Raw genomic sequence first — 14,220 nt, forward strand, 5'->3', positions numbered from 1 at the left:
AAAGGAGTTTTTACCCAGGTCGATGGCGGCGATAGCTACGTTGTTCATGAGAATGGTCTCCGATGGGCCCCTTGCGAAAGCTTAGTGAGCTATCGCAAGGGGCGGTGGGGGTAACCATTTCATTAGTAAATCTGGCTGCCCGGAAATTTTGCGTACGACCACCAAACCTGTGGGACCGGGCGCCCGCTTGCGGCTTGCCCGGGATGGCGGTCAGGCTGTGGGAGCGATCAAGCCTTGGTCACGAGGGAGTTAGGGTTGGTGATCGCGATATTGGCTGGGCGACAGGCTGGTCAGGGCGCGGAATTGGCGGCTGAAGGCGCTGTGGTCGGTGTAGCCGCAGCGCAGGGCGATGTCGGTGATGGGCAGGTCTTTGTCCAGCAACAGCCGCGACGCTTCCTCGAGCCGCGCCTTGTGAATCATCTGCCGTGGGGTGAGCTGGAACACCCGTTTGCAGTGGCGCTCCAGTTGCGCCACGGAAAACCCGGCGATCGCGGTCAGTTCGGCGAGGCTGATGGGACGGGCGAAGTGGCTGCGGATATGGGCGTCCACCGCGGCGAGTTTGTGGAATGCCGGATGGTTGGCCTGGGGCAGTTGCAGGTCCCGGGAAATGCCGGCCAGGCCGACGATGTGGCCCTGCAGGTCGCGCAAGGCGAGTTTGTGGGTCAGGCACCAGACCGGTTGGTTGCCGTAATACAGGTGCAGCTCAAGCTGGTCGGACAGTTCCCGGCCGCTGGCCAGGACCCGTCGATCCTGCTCGGTGTACAGCGGACCGAAGCGCGCCGGGAACACCTTGTCGGCGGTCAGCCCGAGCAGCTCGTCACTGTGTTTTTTGCCGCAGCGCCGGGCCAGGGTCTGGTTGACGAAGGCGTAGCGGGCCTCGCGGTCCTTGATGAAGAACACCACGTCCGTCAGGGTGTCGAGCAGTGGCGACAGGGCGTGCAGGCTGCTGAGCAAGGTCGGCAGGTCGCAGGGTTTGAAGCTGTGGAGGGAGGGGTACATGGCGCTGAGGGTCTGGTGGCGACCCTCGGGATCATAGTGGCAAGGCGGCGCAACGCAAAGGGCCGGCATGGGATTCAGGGCGCCGGCTGTTCATCCAGGCACAGCAGGGTCTCGATCCGCGCCGGGCTGAAGGGGGGGCGGGGTGCCGCGGCCGGCCAGCCGAACAGGTGCTGCACCGCGCCGCCACAGACCCGGCCCTGGCAGGCGCCCATGCCGCAGCGAGTGGCCAGTTTGGCCGAGCGCCAGTCGTGGTGTTCGGTCAGCGCGGCATAGGGCACGTCTTCACAGCGGCACACCAGGGTGTCCGGTTGGGCCAATGCCTTGAGCTGCGGGTCGAGGGCAAATGCGTTGTTCAAGGCCTTGGCGAATCCCTGCCAGCGGGCCCGACGTGGCCACAACTGCTGGGCCGCCTGCCGCTCATCCACCGCGGCATGCCCGGCAATCGCGCCTTCCACCAGCGCCAGTTCACTGCCACCAAAACCGGTGCATTCCCCCGCAGCGTAATGATCGGCACGGCTGCACGCCTGCCAGGCATCCACGGTGATAGCCTGGCCTTCGATGGCGCAGTCCAGGGCCTGACCCAACTGGATATTGGGGATCAAGCCAAAACCACAGGCCAGGCGCTGGCATGGCAGTTCAACGATTTTGCCCTGTTGTTGCAGGCGTACCCCTTCCAGGCGATCGCTGCCCAGGGCGGCCAGCACGTGGCTGGCGGTGCGGTATTGCGGATCGAACAGGCGCAAGGATTGCAGCAGTTTGGCCGGCCAGCGCGGCAGTTGCGCGGCGAACCCGGCCACCGCGCTGCGCGAGGCCTGCTCGGCGATGCGTAGCACCTGGGCACCGTGTTGTTTGGCGCTGGCGGCACTGGCCAGCAACAGTGGGCCGCTGCCGGCGATCACCAGGGTTTCTCCCTGCACCGGCAGGCCACCCTTGATCAGTGCCTGCAGACCGCCGGCCCCGGTGACACCGGGCAGGGTCCAGCCGGGGAAGGGCAGCAGCAACTCGCGGGCGCCGGTGCACAGGATCAGCTTGTCGTAGTTGATCAGCCAGCCATGCTCCGGGTCTTCCACCAGCAGCTGTTTCGGCCCGCTGCTGGCGATGACTCGGGTGGCGGGGTGAATGTGGATGTTGCTGCAGGCATCCAGGCGCTGGCGCAGGGTGCGGGCCTGGCGCGGCAGATGGGCCGCTGGGCCATCGCGCCAGATTTGCCCACCCGGCAGCGGGTTGTCATCGAGCAGGACGATGCGCGCACCACTGCGCGCGGCCGCCAGGGCAGCGCTGATGCCCGCGGGGCCGGCGCCAATGATCAGCAGGTCGGCATAGTGCGTCATGGGCGGGTCTCCACCTGCATGCCGTCCCGGCACAGGGTCTGGCAGGCGAGGCGTCGGCGCCCGTCGATGGTCACCCGGCATTCCTGGCAAATGCCCATGCCGCACACCGGCGCGCGGCGTTGGCCGGTCACCGAGGTGCGGCTGCAGCCATCGCCACCCAGGGCCAGTGCGGCGGCCACGCTGGTGCCTTCGCTGACCTGTAGGCGGCGACCGTCGAGCATTAATTCAGGCATACACGGGCTCTCCGAGGAAACGTTGTGGCAGATAGGGTTGGGCGGGCAGGGGCGAGGGTTCGTCGAACAGTTGCGCCACCAGCAAGTCGGCGGTGCCGGGGGCCGTCGTCACCCCCAGGCCTTCGTGCCCGACCGCCAGCCACAGGCCTTGCTGTTGTGGATGCTGGCCCACCAGCGGCAGGCCGTCCGGGCTGGCGGCGCGCAAGCCGGTCCAGGCACGAATGCCATTGAGCTGGGCCAGCCCTGGCATGTAGTCGCAGGCGCGCCGGAGCATTTTGGCGAGCATCCAGCCCTCGACCTGCGGATCGCTGGTGCCGAACTGCCGGGAGGCGCCGATAAACAATTGCCCGGTCGGCCGGGGCTGGATGTTGCAGGCGGTCGACGGGCCGCTGGCGTTGTGCGCGCTGGTGACGTAACCCAGTTCCACCAGGGTGTGGGTGACGGTGCCGGGGTAGCGATCGGTAATCAGCAGGTGGCCTTTTTTCGGTTCGATCGGCAGTTCCGGGCACAGTTCGGGGGCCTGCACGCCGTTGGCCAGCACCACCGCTGCGGCGCTCAGCCATTGCCCATCCGCCAGGCGCACACGGTTGCCGTCGAGTTCGCTGACCCGTGCCCGACGCTGCTGGATGTTCGGTGTTTGCAGCATCCAGTCGGCGGTGGCGGGGGCATAGAGGATGCCGTCGCCATTGATCAAGAGTCCGCCCTCCAGGCCCTGGCGCAACTCCGGTTCACGCCGGCGCAGGTCGCTGGCGCTGATCAACTGGCAGGCCACGCCCTGGGCGCGCAGGTTGAGGAACTTGCCGTGGGCCACGGCCATTTCCTCGGCATTGGCCGCCAGCCACAGGGTGCCGTTGCTGCGGTAGGCGCAACTGTCGGGCAGGGCCGGTGCCTGGTCGCGCCAGCGTTGCAGGGAATACTGACTCAGGGCCAGTTCGGCCGGGTTGTCGTCGAGCACTAGCAGGTGGCCCATGCCGGCTGCCGTGGCGCCATGCAGGCCGGCGTCCAGCACCAGCACCCGCAAGCCACGCCGGGCCAGGGCCTGGGCACAGGCGGCGCCGATGATGCCGGCACCGATCACGATCACATCGGCTACCTGGCCCTCGCTCACGGGCGAATGCCCCAGGCGAACGGGTCGTCCTGCTCGATGATCAGGCTGGCCTCGGCGCTGATAAAGGCCCGCCCGCGAATGGTCGGGATGATGCGTTCGCCCTGCCATTCATACGAGCCTTCGAACTGGCTGCCGATCACGCTGGCCTGGCGCCAGATCTGTCCGGGCGGCAGTTTGTCGTCGGCCGCCAGGCACGCCAGCTTGGCGCTGGTGCCGGTGCCGCAGGGGGAGCGGTCGTAGGCCTTGCCGGGGCACAGCACGAAGTTGCGGCTGTCGGCGTGCGGGTCAGCGGCGAACAGTTCGACATGGTCGATCAGGCCGCCGTCTTCACCACGGATGCCCTGGACTTCCAGTGCCTGCTGCACGGCGTAGGTGTAGGCGGTGAGGGCTTCCAGGTTGTCGCCTGCGATGGCCTGGCCATGTTCGGCAATGAGGAAGAACCAGTTGCCGCCCCAGGCAATATCGCCGACCACCTGGCCGATACCGGGCACCTGCAGCGCCAGCGCCTTGCGGTAGCGATAGGCCGGGACGTTGCGCACGCTCACCGAATGGTCTTCGTGCAGGGTCGCCTGCACCGTGCCCACTGGGGTCTCGATGCTGTGCACGCCGGGGCCGATCTTGCCCAGGTGCGCCAGGGACGCCACCAGGCCGATGGTGCCGTGGCCGCACATGCCCAGGTAGCCGGTGTTGTTGAAAAAAATCACCCCGGCACAGGCGCTCGGGTCCACGGGCTCGCAGAGCAGGGCGCCCACCAGCACATCGCTGCCCCGTGGTTCGAGGACGCAGGCGGCGCGCCACTGATCATGGTGTTCGGCCAGTAACTGGCGTCGCTCGGCCATGCTGCCACGGCCCAGGTCAGGAAAGCCGGCGGTGACCAGGCGGGTCGGTTCGCCGCCGGTGTGGGAGTCGATCACGGTGATGCGTTTCATGGGAGGGCCACGTCCGTTCAGATAAGTGAACAGAAGAGTGGCCTTTGCAGCGGGGTGCCGGCTTGATGGATTTATCCGCTGCCGATGACGAAATCGGCACAGTGAAGCCGGTGGTCAGTGGGCGTGGGGCAGGTGCTCGAACAAGGTCTTGCAGACCCCGGCAATGTGTTCGTCGAGCAGTTTTACCGCCAGGTCGACGTCGCCGGCCCGGCAGGCTGCGAGGATTTCCCGGTGTTCGTGGTCGGCGCGTTCCTTGCCGGCCGACAGGCTCATCTGCATGCGCAGGTAGCGTTCCAGCTTGTCGTTGACCGAGCGGATCAGGCTCACCAGGAAGGGCCGTTGCGCCGGTTCGTAGAGGCAGGCGTGCAGTTGCCAGTTGAGCTCGGCCCAGCGCCCGACGTCGTCTTCACCGATGAACTCCTGGCAGATGCTCTCGGCCCGGGCGAAGGTGGCTTCGGTCATGTTGGGAATGGCCAGGCGCAGCACCTTGTCTTCGAGCAGCATGCGCACCTCGAACATCTGCGCCAGCTCGGCATCGGAGATGCGCGTGACCATCGCCCCGCGATTGCGCTGGAACATCACCAGGCCTTCGGCCTCCAGGCGCTTGAGGGCCTCGCGCACGGGGATCTTGCTGACGTTGAATTGGCGGGCGATGTCATCCTGACGAATCGGTTCATCCTCGGCAAAATGCCCGGCGACAATGGCGTCGCGCAGATGGCGGGTGATGATTTCCGAAGTCGAAGGCGTATTGCCTAGGTCGGGGGCGTTGAGTCTGGATTGGGTCACGGCGGCGAATCTTCGGAATGAGGTGCCTATAGGGTATACGAAATTCGGTTGTTCTTCCTTTCACCCCACAGGACCTCAGGCCGTCACCCGTTCCTCGTCGCGCAGTTGCAGGCTCAGGTCGTCGCAGCTCTGGGACCAGGCGACCAGCCACTCGGGCATCGGCGGTGACTGCGGGGCCAGGCCCATTTCCCGGACGAACTCGCCCGGCGCTACCGTGCCTTTGCCGGAGCGGAACAGTCCGCGCATCACCACCACGCCCACCACCCGGCCGTTGCTGATGAAGCGGTGCTCCATAACGTTCCATTTGGCGTCCCAGGCCAATATCCGCGTATGGATCTCGAAGCGTTCGAACAGCTTCAACTCGCGACGAAACTTGCCCCAGACATCACCGACTATCGGCACGGCCTTGTGTCGCAGGGCCACACGAAACGCCCCGCTGCGCAAGACGTAGTCCATGCGCCCGACATCGGCCAGGGTGAAATAGCGGCCGTTGGTGACGTGGCGGTTGAGGTCCAGGTCCAGCGGCCAGACGCGCATGCGCACGACCGTGGTGGCCAGGCCGCGCACCGGTTGGCGCCAGGGTCGACGAAACAGCATGTACAGCAAGCGAAACCAAAGATTCATACGGGGTACCTGTGCAGGAGCTGGCAGACCAGCGAAAGTGTTTCCTGGAGACCAGGAGAACAATCGCTGCACTGTAAAACCGGGCAATCGACTAAGCTAGGTGCACAAATGACTTAAACCATGCGAAAAGCGCAAACGAGTCCTCCATGCATATCACCCTGCTATTGGCCGAGCACTGTTCTGCCGCCGCCGCCACCCTTGCCCTGGAAGTGCTGAATGCGGCCAACCTGTTCAGCGACAGTCCGCCCTTTGAAGTGGTCAGCGCTTCGCTCGACGGCGCTCCTGTCGCCGCGGGGGGCGGGCAGATGTTGCGCGTCGATCATGGACTGGTCGAGATTCAGCGGACCGACCTGGTGCTGATTCCCGGGTTCCTCTTCACCCTCAAGGACGCCTTGCCGACCTTCGCCCTCTATGGGCCCTGGCTGCGGCAACAGCATGAGCAGGGGGCGGTGTTGGCGTCGATTTGCACCGCTGCGTTCATGCTGGCCGAGAGCGGTTTGCTGGATGGCCGGCGCGCCACCACCCACTGGGCGTTCGCCGATTACATGCGCCGGCGCTACCGCGACGTCGAGCTGGACGAGGGCCAGATGCTCTGCGAGGACCAGCAGTTGATCACCAGCGGAGGGGCCAGTGCCGCGATTGACCTGCTGCTGCACCTGGTCCGGCGTTTTGCTTCACTGGAGCTGGCTCACACCTGTGGCAAGTACCTGCTGATCGATAACGTGCGCCGCGAGCAAACGGTATACGCGTTGTGGTCCTTGCCCAAGAACCATGGCGATGGCGAGATCCTGCGGGTCCAGGAGTGGCTGGAGGAACGTTTTGCCCAACCGCTGTTGATCGATGACATCGCCCGGCAATTCGGCTTTGGCGTACGCAATTTCAAACGGCGCTTCAAGGAAGCCACGGGCGCTACGCCCATTGCCTACCTGCAGACCCTGCGCCTGGAAAAGGCCAAGCAACTGCTGGAGTCCACCCGCATGACCCTGGACAGCATCACCTACGCCGTGGGTTACGCCGATGGCAATTCTTTCCGCCGGTTGTTCCAGCAACGGGTTGGCCTGTTGCCGGCGGCCTACCGCAAGAAGTTTCAGCCGAGGCTGGGCTGAGGCCGGGCCGCGTGCTCCAATAGCCGCCGCATAGCTTGTGAGCAACAACCGATGGGAACCACAGGATGAAGAACACCCTAGCACTGACGTTCGCCTGGCTGCTCAGCACCGGCGCCTGGGCCGCGGGCGATGTGCCGGCCGGCGAGAAACTGTTCACCCGCATGTGTGGCGGTTGCCACCAGGTCGGCGAATCGGCGCGCGCCTCGTTCGGCCCGCAATTGAATTCGATTTTCGGCCGCCCCAGTGCGAGCACCACGGATTACCAGTACTCCGACGCCATGCGCGCCGCCAACCTGGTGTGGACCCGGGAAACCCTCACCGCCTACCTGGAGGCACCGAAAAAAGTCGTGCCGGGCACCCGCATGATCTTCTGGGGCCTGAGCGACCCGGAGAAAATCGACGACCTGCTGGCCTACCTGCAGACCTTTGAGGCGCAGTGACTGCCCATCAGCGCCCCAGGACCCGGCGGTAATCGAGCTTGCTCGGGTCTGTGGCAGGTCGCGGTTCGAGGACAAATCCGCAGCGCTCAAGCACCTTGCTTGAGCCGACATTGCGCGTGTACACATCCGCCACCAGATGCTGCAACTGCCAGCGCTCCCGTGCCTCGTGGATCAGTTGCTGCAGCGCCAGGGTGGCCAGGCCCTGGCCGCAGAAGCGCCGATCGATCCGATAACCGACCTCGGCACAGCCTTTGGCCGAGTCGATATCTTTCAAGTTGGCTCGCCCGACAATGCCCTGGGTAGCTTCTTCGAGCACCAGGGGCTGCCAGGTCCCTTCGGCAAAACCGCGCAGATAGTCCTCGACGTGCGCGGTAATCCCCGGCAGTGAGTAGAACTCAGCAGCGCGCGGATCGATCTGCGATTCGAACCAGTCACGGTTGGCGATTTCGAACCTGAGCAAGGCTGGAATGTCAGCCCTGCGCAGTGGGCGAACGTTGACGGTTGGCATCGGTTTGCATCTCCTTGTTTGAGCGGTCCGGGTGGTGCGTGGCGGGTTTACCTCTGGATCAGCCCTGTGCCTGCTGTCCTGCAGCCTCCAACGGCATCCGTGCGCGGCCGCTGAGCTTGAGCCATACGCCAAATTCCTGCATCACCGCCACCACGGGGCGCAGACGGTTGCCGTCTTCGGTCAGTTCATATTCCACTTTGACCGGAACGCTCGGGTACACCGTGCGCTTGATCAGACCGACATCTTCCAAGGCTCGCAGGTCCAGGGTCAGCATGCGCTGGGAGATCCCGGGGACGTCACGGCGCAGTTGATTGAAGCGCTTGGGGCCATCGAGCAGGTAGGACACCAGCAGCAGGCGCCAGCGGCCGCCGAGCAAACGCATGGCTTCTTCGACGGAGCAGCCGGTCACGTTGTGTTTCATAGAGCCTTCCTCGGGATGCTGGCAGGTATATTTTTTGTACCTAGATGATAAAAAACTGCCTTCTTCCGTTTATATACCTGATCGCCAAGAATGTGGCTTCATCCTTTTTGGAAGTCGCCCATGAAGCTGTATTACATTCCCGGCAGTTGCTCGCTGTCGCCGCACATCATCATCAATGAACTGGGGCTGGACGTCCGGTTGCTCAAGGTCGATCACCGTCAGCACACCGTGGCGGGCGAGGGGGACTATCTGCAGGTCAATTCGCTTGGCTATGTGCCGATCCTGGCGTTGGACGACGGCACGCGCTTGCGCGAGGGGCCGGTGATTGTGCAGTACCTGGCGGATCAGCGGCCCGATTCCGGGCTGGCGCCGGCCCATGGCACGCTGGAGCGGTATCGGCTGCAGGAGTGGTTGAGCTTTCTCTCCTCGGAGATCCATAAAGGCTTCATCCCCCTGCTGTATGCCGGACTGGCCGGCAAGTACGTGGACACGGCCAAGCCCAAGCTTGAACAGCGTTTTGCCTGGATCGACCAGCAACTGGCGGACCGTGAATACCTGCTCGGCGAGCGGTTCACGGTTGCCGATGCCTACCTGTTTGCCCTCATCGGCTGGGGGCAGGCACGTTGGTTGCGCTCCTACTACAAGGCCGACATTCACTTCGACGGATTGAGCCATCTCGAGGCGTGGTATGCCCGGGTCTACCAGCGGCCGGCAGTCAGGCAGGCGCTGTTGCAGGAGGGGTTGGAATGATTGTATGGGGGTACAACACTGAACACAGTGTGGGAGCGGGCTTGCCCGCGAGGGTCGTTAACGATGACGCGTAAAACCGGGCACTGCGCGGCGCTTTCGGGTTCTTCGCGAGCAAGCTTTGCTCCCTCAAGGCGTCAGTCAGTTGCCAGGCCGGTCGAGGCTGGCCAGGGTGTGATCGCGGCGTCCGGGTGATTCGCCGCTGAGGTCCCACAACAGTGCGGTGATGGTGGGTCCGTCGACCGTGCCCTGGGTTTGCAGCCGTTGCGCCAGGGCGGTGACAGCCGGCCAGTAACGCTGCAGCAGGCAGTGGGAGCGGGCGATGGCGCGGGAGTGGGCGTCCAGCAGTTTTCGTGCCGGCAGCAGGCTGATCAACTCTTCGCCCCGCAGCCAGTCCCCTCGGCCACTGCCCCTGAAGAGCTGCTCGGGCGGGGCATGCCGGTAGATCGCTTCGGCTATCGGCCCGGCAAAACAGTTGAGCAGGTCACGCTCGATCCACTCCACCATCGAGGGCAGGTATTCCGCCACGCCGGGAGCCTCGCCGGACGGGCGCAAGACAAAATAACTGGCTTCCACCAGGCCTTCGACCTGCTGCAGATTGCCACGCAGATCCAGCATCGGGCCGTTGGCGGCCTCGACCGGGGTGCGAACGGTGACCCGTTCGATAGGACGTTCATTCCACCAGAAAGCCAACGTGTGGCCCGCTTCGTGGAACGCCGTGGGGCGTGCGCGCGTGTTCATGGTCGGGACCTCGCCCATACAGCAGAACGCTGACTGCCTTGATGCTTGCACGGCGCAATGGGCGCGGATAAAAGATTATCTCTATCGCCGATCAATACTGCGGCTATTTGCCCTGTCCTTGTCGGGAGACTAGCCTTAATTCTGCGCTGGCGCGAGCCGGCCGGAACGCTCGGTCCTGCAGCCTATGTCTATGATTTCGCTCGTCGCTATATCGCGCCCATCCTGGGCCCGTTAGCTGGATGAATTCGACCAAAGGTAGCTCACACATGGCAACTGAATCGAAATGCCCGTTCAATCACGCCGCTGGCGGTGGCACGAAGAACCGCGACTGGTGGCCGAACCAACTGAACCTGAACATCCTGCACCAGCACTCCTCGCTGTCCGACCCGCTGGCCCCGGGGTTCAACTACGCCCAGGCGTTCAAAAGCCTCGACTTTGCGGCCGTCAAGCAAGACCTCAACGCACTGATGACCGACTCCCAGGACTGGTGGCCGGCGGACTTCGGCCACTACGGGCCGCTGTTTGTGCGCATGGCCTGGCACGCCGCAGGCACTTACCGTACCGGGGATGGCCGGGGAGGGGCCGGCTCCGGGCAGCAGCGGTTTGCCCCGCTCAACAGTTGGCCGGACAACGTCAGCCTCGACAAGGCTCGCCGCCTGTTGTGGCCGATCAAGCAGAAGTACGGGCAAAACATCTCCTGGGCCGACCTGATCGTCCTCACCGGCAACGTCGCGCTGGAGTCCATGGGCTTCAAGACCTTCGGTTTTTCCGGCGGGCGAGCGGACGTCTGGGAGCCGGATGAAGATGTCTACTGGGGCTCGGAGAACAAGTGGCTGGGGGGCGACACGCGCTACGGCAAGGAGCAGGAACCGATGCAGGAACCCGGCGATGGCAGCCTGGTGGCCGAGCCCGACCTGCATGGTGAGGAAGAGAGCCGCACCGACCAGGGGCGCAACCTGGAGAACCCACTGGCCGCCGTGCAAATGGGCCTGATCTACGTCAACCCGGAAGGCCCCGAGGGCAACCCGGATCCGCTGGCGTCGGCCAAGGACATCCGCGAAACCTTCGCGCGCATGGCCATGAACGATGAAGAAACCGTGGCCCTGATCGCCGGTGGCCACGCCTTCGGCAAGACCCACGGTGCAGGCCCGGCCGACCATGTCGGCGCCGAGCCGGAAGCCGCCGGCCTCGAGTTGCAGGGCCTGGGCTGGAAAAGCACCTTCGGCACCGGCAGGGGGGCCGACACCATCACCAGCGGCCTGGAAGTGACCTGGACCACCACGCCAACCCGCTGGAGCAATAATTACCTGGAAAACCTGTTTGGTTTCGACTGGGAACCGAGCAAAAGCCCGGCGGGCGCCAACCAGTGGACGGCAAAAAACGGGGCCGGTGCCGGGACCATTCCCGATGCCCATGACCCTTCGAAGCGACGCAACCCGACCATGCTCACCTCGGACCTGGCCCTGCGCTTCGACCCGATCTACGAAAAGATCGCGCGTCGGTTCCTCGACAACCCCGAGCAATTGGCCGACGCGTTTGCCCGCGCCTGGTTCAAGCTGATCCATCGCGACATGGGCCCGCTCTCGCGCTACCTCGGCCCGGAACTGCCCAACGAAGAACTGCTGTGGCAAGACCCGATCCCAGCGCTGGATCACCCCCTGGTCGACGACGCCGACGTCACCGCGCTCAAGGGCAAACTGCTGGCTTCGGGCCTGAGCGTGGCGCAACTGGTGTCCACCGCCTGGGCCGCGGCCTCGACCTTCCGTGGTTCGGACAAACGCGGCGGCGCCAATGGCGGGCGCCTGCGCCTGGCACCACAGATGTTCTGGCAGGCCAATCAGCCCGAGCAACTGCCCCAGGTGCTGGGCAAACTCGAAGCCGTGCAGCGCGAGTTCAACAACGCCCAGGCTGGCGGCAAAAAAATCTCCCTGGCGGACCTGATTGTCCTGGGCGGCAGCGCCGGGATCGAGCAGGCGGCGAAAAACGCCGGACACAGCCTGACGGTACCGTTCACTGCCGGACGCATGGATGCCAGCCAGGAGCAGACTGATGTCGAATCGTTCGGCTTCCTCGAACCGATTGCCGATGGCTTCCGTAACTACCTCAAGACCCACTATCGGGTGCCGGCCGAGGCGTTGCTGATCGACAAGGCGCAGTTGCTGACCCTCACGGCTCCGGAAATGACCGCCCTGGTGGGCGGTTTGCGCGTGCTCGACACCAACGTCGGCCACACCGCCCACGGCGTCTTCACCCAGCGGCCGCAAACCCTGAGCAACGACTTTTTTGTCAACTTGTTGGACATGGGCGTGGAGTGGAAACCCACCTCGGACAGCAACGAGACCTTCGAAGCCCGCGATCGCAAAAGCGGGGCAGTCAAATGGACCGCCACCCGCGTCGACCTGGTCTTTGGCTCCAACGCGCAACTACGTGCGCTGGCGGAGGTGTATGCGAGCAGCGACGGCCAGCAGGCGTTCATCAAGGACTTTGTGGCGGCCTGGACCAAAGTGATGAACCTGGACCGTTTCGAGTTAACTCGCGGCGTCTAGAGGGGAGGGTGGCTGACCCCTGGTAATACCAGCAAAAAGCGCTTCGGCTCGCCCTCCGGCTCCTACATCCGCGGAGGGCATCCAGCAACATCATCGACAAACGGGTCAGTAACCTGATCGGCATCGGCATCGGCATCACGCCGCGCCAGAAAACCCAGGACGATGAACTTCGGCATCTGCTGCAGGAACTCGGGGCCGACTGGGTCGAAGAGTCCGACGCCGATGGCTTGAGCGACTTCTATGGGCAGCAGGCGTTGATCGCCCGGACCGTCGAAACCGCCGGAGAGTGCTTCGTCCGCTTGCGTCCACGCAGCCTCGACGAAGGCTTGGCGGTGCGAGTAGTGCGACGTACTATCGTTTCCGCACCGGGGACTTCGCCACCGGCACCTGGGGGGAGTGGGTGCACCTGTGGGATTCCAGCAATCTCGTCAAGCAAACATCGGCAGATGATGACACGCCTGGTTGCGTACTGCTCGCCGGTGCCTACGGCTGGGGGCAAGGCGGCATCATCCTTGCCAATGGGACAGACCTCGATACCATTACGGCCGCTGGCGTTTATCGAGTGCAGGAAGCGACTGGCCATCCAAGTGGCATCCATTGGTCCCCGATGCTAGTGATGGCTGGGCAAGACACCGTTGTTCAGATGTCCATCAACAACCAAACCGGCACGATCTATTCACGTGGCTGCATCAATGGCGACCCAGGTTGGGGGCCGTGGGTAACGAACTGGAACTCGACCAACTTTAACCCCGACGCCTACCAACAATCGTTGGGATTTACACCCGTCCAGCAGGGCGGTGGTGCCGGTCAAGACGGCAGAAAAATAAAAATCGGCGCCAATTCGAGCGACAACGCAACGCTGGAAATCGACAGCAGTGCATTTGGTGAAATTTGGGTCGATGGCGCCGGAGGCGAAAAACACGGCAATGAAAAAGTGCGCGCAGCTATCGCCAGCTTCAACCATGGCGAGGTCGGCACCTATGGTCTTTTCCGTGTGGGTGGGGGTGGGGCTGGCGTACCAGGTACAGCGGTCGCGGGCGGTAATCTCGTCTGGTCTGACGCTGCCGCAACGAGTAGTCATGGAAGCCCTGCCGGGACGTGGCAACTGAGGGGCGGGGTGAATAACACGGATGGTGCCACCTCGGATTCCGTCACTATCTGCCTGAGGGTTGCATGATGATTTACACCGATGTGTTGAGCCCCCAATGGGCCAACGCTGAACAGACAGCGATTAACCTGGTGCTGACCACCGAGACGTTGGGCGACATCCCGTTCACCGCCTCCCCGGATGATACGACCAGCTATGGCCCTGAGATCTATGAACGTGTCGTAGCGGGCGAATTCGGCGAGATCGCCGCCTATGCACCGCCGGCGGATATCGCCTTGCTACCGGCCGCTAGTGCCCAATTGAAGCGGCTGATGCAGGACGCTGGCTTGGCAGCGGCACCGCTGCAAGACGCCGTCGATCTGGATCTGGCCACCGCGCAGCAGGTCGAGCAGTTGGCTCTCTGGAAGCTCTACCGCATCGAGCTGAGTGAAGTGCCGCAGCAAGCGGGTTGGCCACGGACGATTGAGTGGCCGATCAAACCGGATCAGTAGCAAAAAAAAACCGCTAGGCCATTGGGAAGCGCTAGCGGTTAAAGGTTTCATTAGGATAAAGAAGAGTGGGACGTTAGGCGCTACCTGAGTTACTGGCCCCCG

16 protein-coding genes and 1 pseudogene are annotated in these 14,220 nt (G+C 64.0%); 7 read left to right on the plus strand and 10 right to left on the minus strand.

The genetic code is table 11. The features are described from left to right. Nucleotides 1-249: 249 nt before the first annotated feature. From AACY45_RS26260 to AACY45_RS26290, 7 genes are all read right to left on the minus strand, one after another. Nucleotides 250-999, minus strand: coding sequence for an AraC family transcriptional regulator (locus tag AACY45_RS26260; RefSeq protein ID WP_339548326.1), 750 nt, complete (start codon nt 997-999; stop codon nt 250-252). 74 nt (nt 1,000-1,073) lie between these two features. Next, nucleotides 1,074-2,330 (minus strand): FAD/NAD(P)-binding oxidoreductase, encoded by a 1,257-nt coding sequence (locus AACY45_RS26265; protein ID WP_339548327.1) that lies wholly within the window; start codon nt 2,328-2,330, stop codon nt 1,074-1,076. Continuing rightward, nucleotides 2,327-2,563 (minus strand): (2Fe-2S)-binding protein, encoded by a 237-nt coding sequence (locus AACY45_RS26270; RefSeq protein WP_166593145.1) that lies wholly within the window; start codon nt 2,561-2,563, stop codon nt 2,327-2,329. The genes AACY45_RS26265 and AACY45_RS26270 overlap by 4 nt, the downstream gene beginning before the upstream one ends. Then, a complete protein-coding gene (locus AACY45_RS26275; protein ID WP_339548328.1) occupies nt 2,556-3,671 on the minus strand; it encodes an NAD(P)/FAD-dependent oxidoreductase in 1,116 nt (371 codons plus the stop codon). The genes AACY45_RS26270 and AACY45_RS26275 overlap by 8 nt, the downstream gene beginning before the upstream one ends. Then, a complete protein-coding gene (locus AACY45_RS26280; protein WP_339548329.1) occupies nt 3,668-4,600 on the minus strand; it encodes a 4-hydroxyproline epimerase in 933 nt (310 codons plus the stop codon). The genes AACY45_RS26275 and AACY45_RS26280 overlap by 4 nt, the downstream gene beginning before the upstream one ends. Before the next feature lie 114 nt (nt 4,601-4,714). Continuing rightward, entirely contained in the window at nt 4,715-5,386 is a 672-nt protein-coding gene (locus AACY45_RS26285) for a GntR family transcriptional regulator (RefSeq protein ID WP_166591069.1), read from the minus strand. A gap of 75 nt (nt 5,387-5,461) precedes the next feature. Next, nucleotides 5,462-6,010: an acyl-CoA thioesterase gene (locus tag AACY45_RS26290; RefSeq protein ID WP_339548331.1), complete on the minus strand. Its 549-nt coding sequence runs from the start codon at nt 6,008-6,010 to the stop codon at nt 5,462-5,464. Between the two features lie 146 nt (nt 6,011-6,156). Between AACY45_RS26290 and AACY45_RS26295 the strand changes: the two genes are divergently transcribed. Beyond that, nucleotides 6,157-7,116, plus strand: coding sequence for a GlxA family transcriptional regulator (locus AACY45_RS26295; protein WP_339548332.1), 960 nt, complete (start codon nt 6,157-6,159; stop codon nt 7,114-7,116). A gap of 65 nt (nt 7,117-7,181) precedes the next feature. Next, nucleotides 7,182-7,556, plus strand: coding sequence for a c-type cytochrome (locus AACY45_RS26300; RefSeq protein ID WP_339548334.1), 375 nt, complete (start codon nt 7,182-7,184; stop codon nt 7,554-7,556). 7 nt (nt 7,557-7,563) lie between these two features. On the opposite strand, the gene AACY45_RS26305 is transcribed toward AACY45_RS26300, so the two are convergent. Beyond that, nucleotides 7,564-8,064, minus strand: coding sequence for a GNAT family N-acetyltransferase (locus AACY45_RS26305; RefSeq protein ID WP_339548335.1), 501 nt, complete (start codon nt 8,062-8,064; stop codon nt 7,564-7,566). A 58-nt stretch (nt 8,065-8,122) separates the two neighbouring features. Then, nucleotides 8,123-8,485 (minus strand): winged helix-turn-helix transcriptional regulator, encoded by a 363-nt coding sequence (locus tag AACY45_RS26310; protein ID WP_339548336.1) that lies wholly within the window; start codon nt 8,483-8,485, stop codon nt 8,123-8,125. Between the two features lie 120 nt (nt 8,486-8,605). Between AACY45_RS26310 and gstA the strand changes: the two genes are divergently transcribed. Further along, complete coding sequence (gene gstA / locus AACY45_RS26315) at nt 8,606-9,235, plus strand: glutathione transferase GstA (protein WP_339548337.1); 630 nt, start codon at nt 8,606-8,608, stop codon at nt 9,233-9,235. Between the two features lie 138 nt (nt 9,236-9,373). Here gstA and AACY45_RS26320 read toward each other — a convergent pair whose 3' ends face one another. Next, on the minus strand, nt 9,374-9,973 hold the full coding sequence (locus tag AACY45_RS26320) for a hypothetical protein (protein ID WP_339548338.1): 600 nt from the start codon (nt 9,971-9,973) through the stop codon (nt 9,374-9,376). Between the two features lie 266 nt (nt 9,974-10,239). Here AACY45_RS26320 and katG point away from each other — a divergent pair, with 266 nt between their 5' ends. The 4 genes and pseudogenes from katG to AACY45_RS26340 all read left to right on the plus strand — a co-directional run bounded on the left by katG (nt 10,240) and on the right by AACY45_RS26340 (nt 14,118). Continuing rightward, entirely contained in the window at nt 10,240-12,519 is a 2,280-nt protein-coding gene (gene katG, locus AACY45_RS26325) for a catalase/peroxidase HPI (protein WP_339548339.1), read from the plus strand. Between the two features lie 86 nt (nt 12,520-12,605). Next, nucleotides 12,606-12,854 (plus strand): annotated as a pseudogene (locus AACY45_RS26330) (phage portal protein); the annotation flags it as partial. Nucleotides 12,855-12,919: 65 nt separating this feature from the next. Next, nucleotides 12,920-13,696 carry a pyocin knob domain-containing protein gene (locus AACY45_RS26335; RefSeq protein ID WP_339548340.1) on the plus strand — a complete coding sequence of 259 codons (777 nt, stop codon included), beginning with the start codon at nt 12,920-12,922 and terminating at the stop codon, nt 13,694-13,696. Further along, nucleotides 13,693-14,118: a tail fiber assembly protein gene (locus AACY45_RS26340; protein ID WP_339548342.1), complete on the plus strand. Its 426-nt coding sequence runs from the start codon at nt 13,693-13,695 to the stop codon at nt 14,116-14,118. Before AACY45_RS26335 ends, AACY45_RS26340 begins: the two co-directional genes overlap by 4 nt. The last annotated feature ends 102 nt before the right edge of the window (nt 14,119-14,220 follow it).

It is taken from the genome of Pseudomonas sp. RA_35y_Pfl2_P32 (assembly GCF_963970735.1).
Taxonomy (GTDB): domain Bacteria; phylum Pseudomonadota; class Gammaproteobacteria; order Pseudomonadales; family Pseudomonadaceae; genus Aquipseudomonas.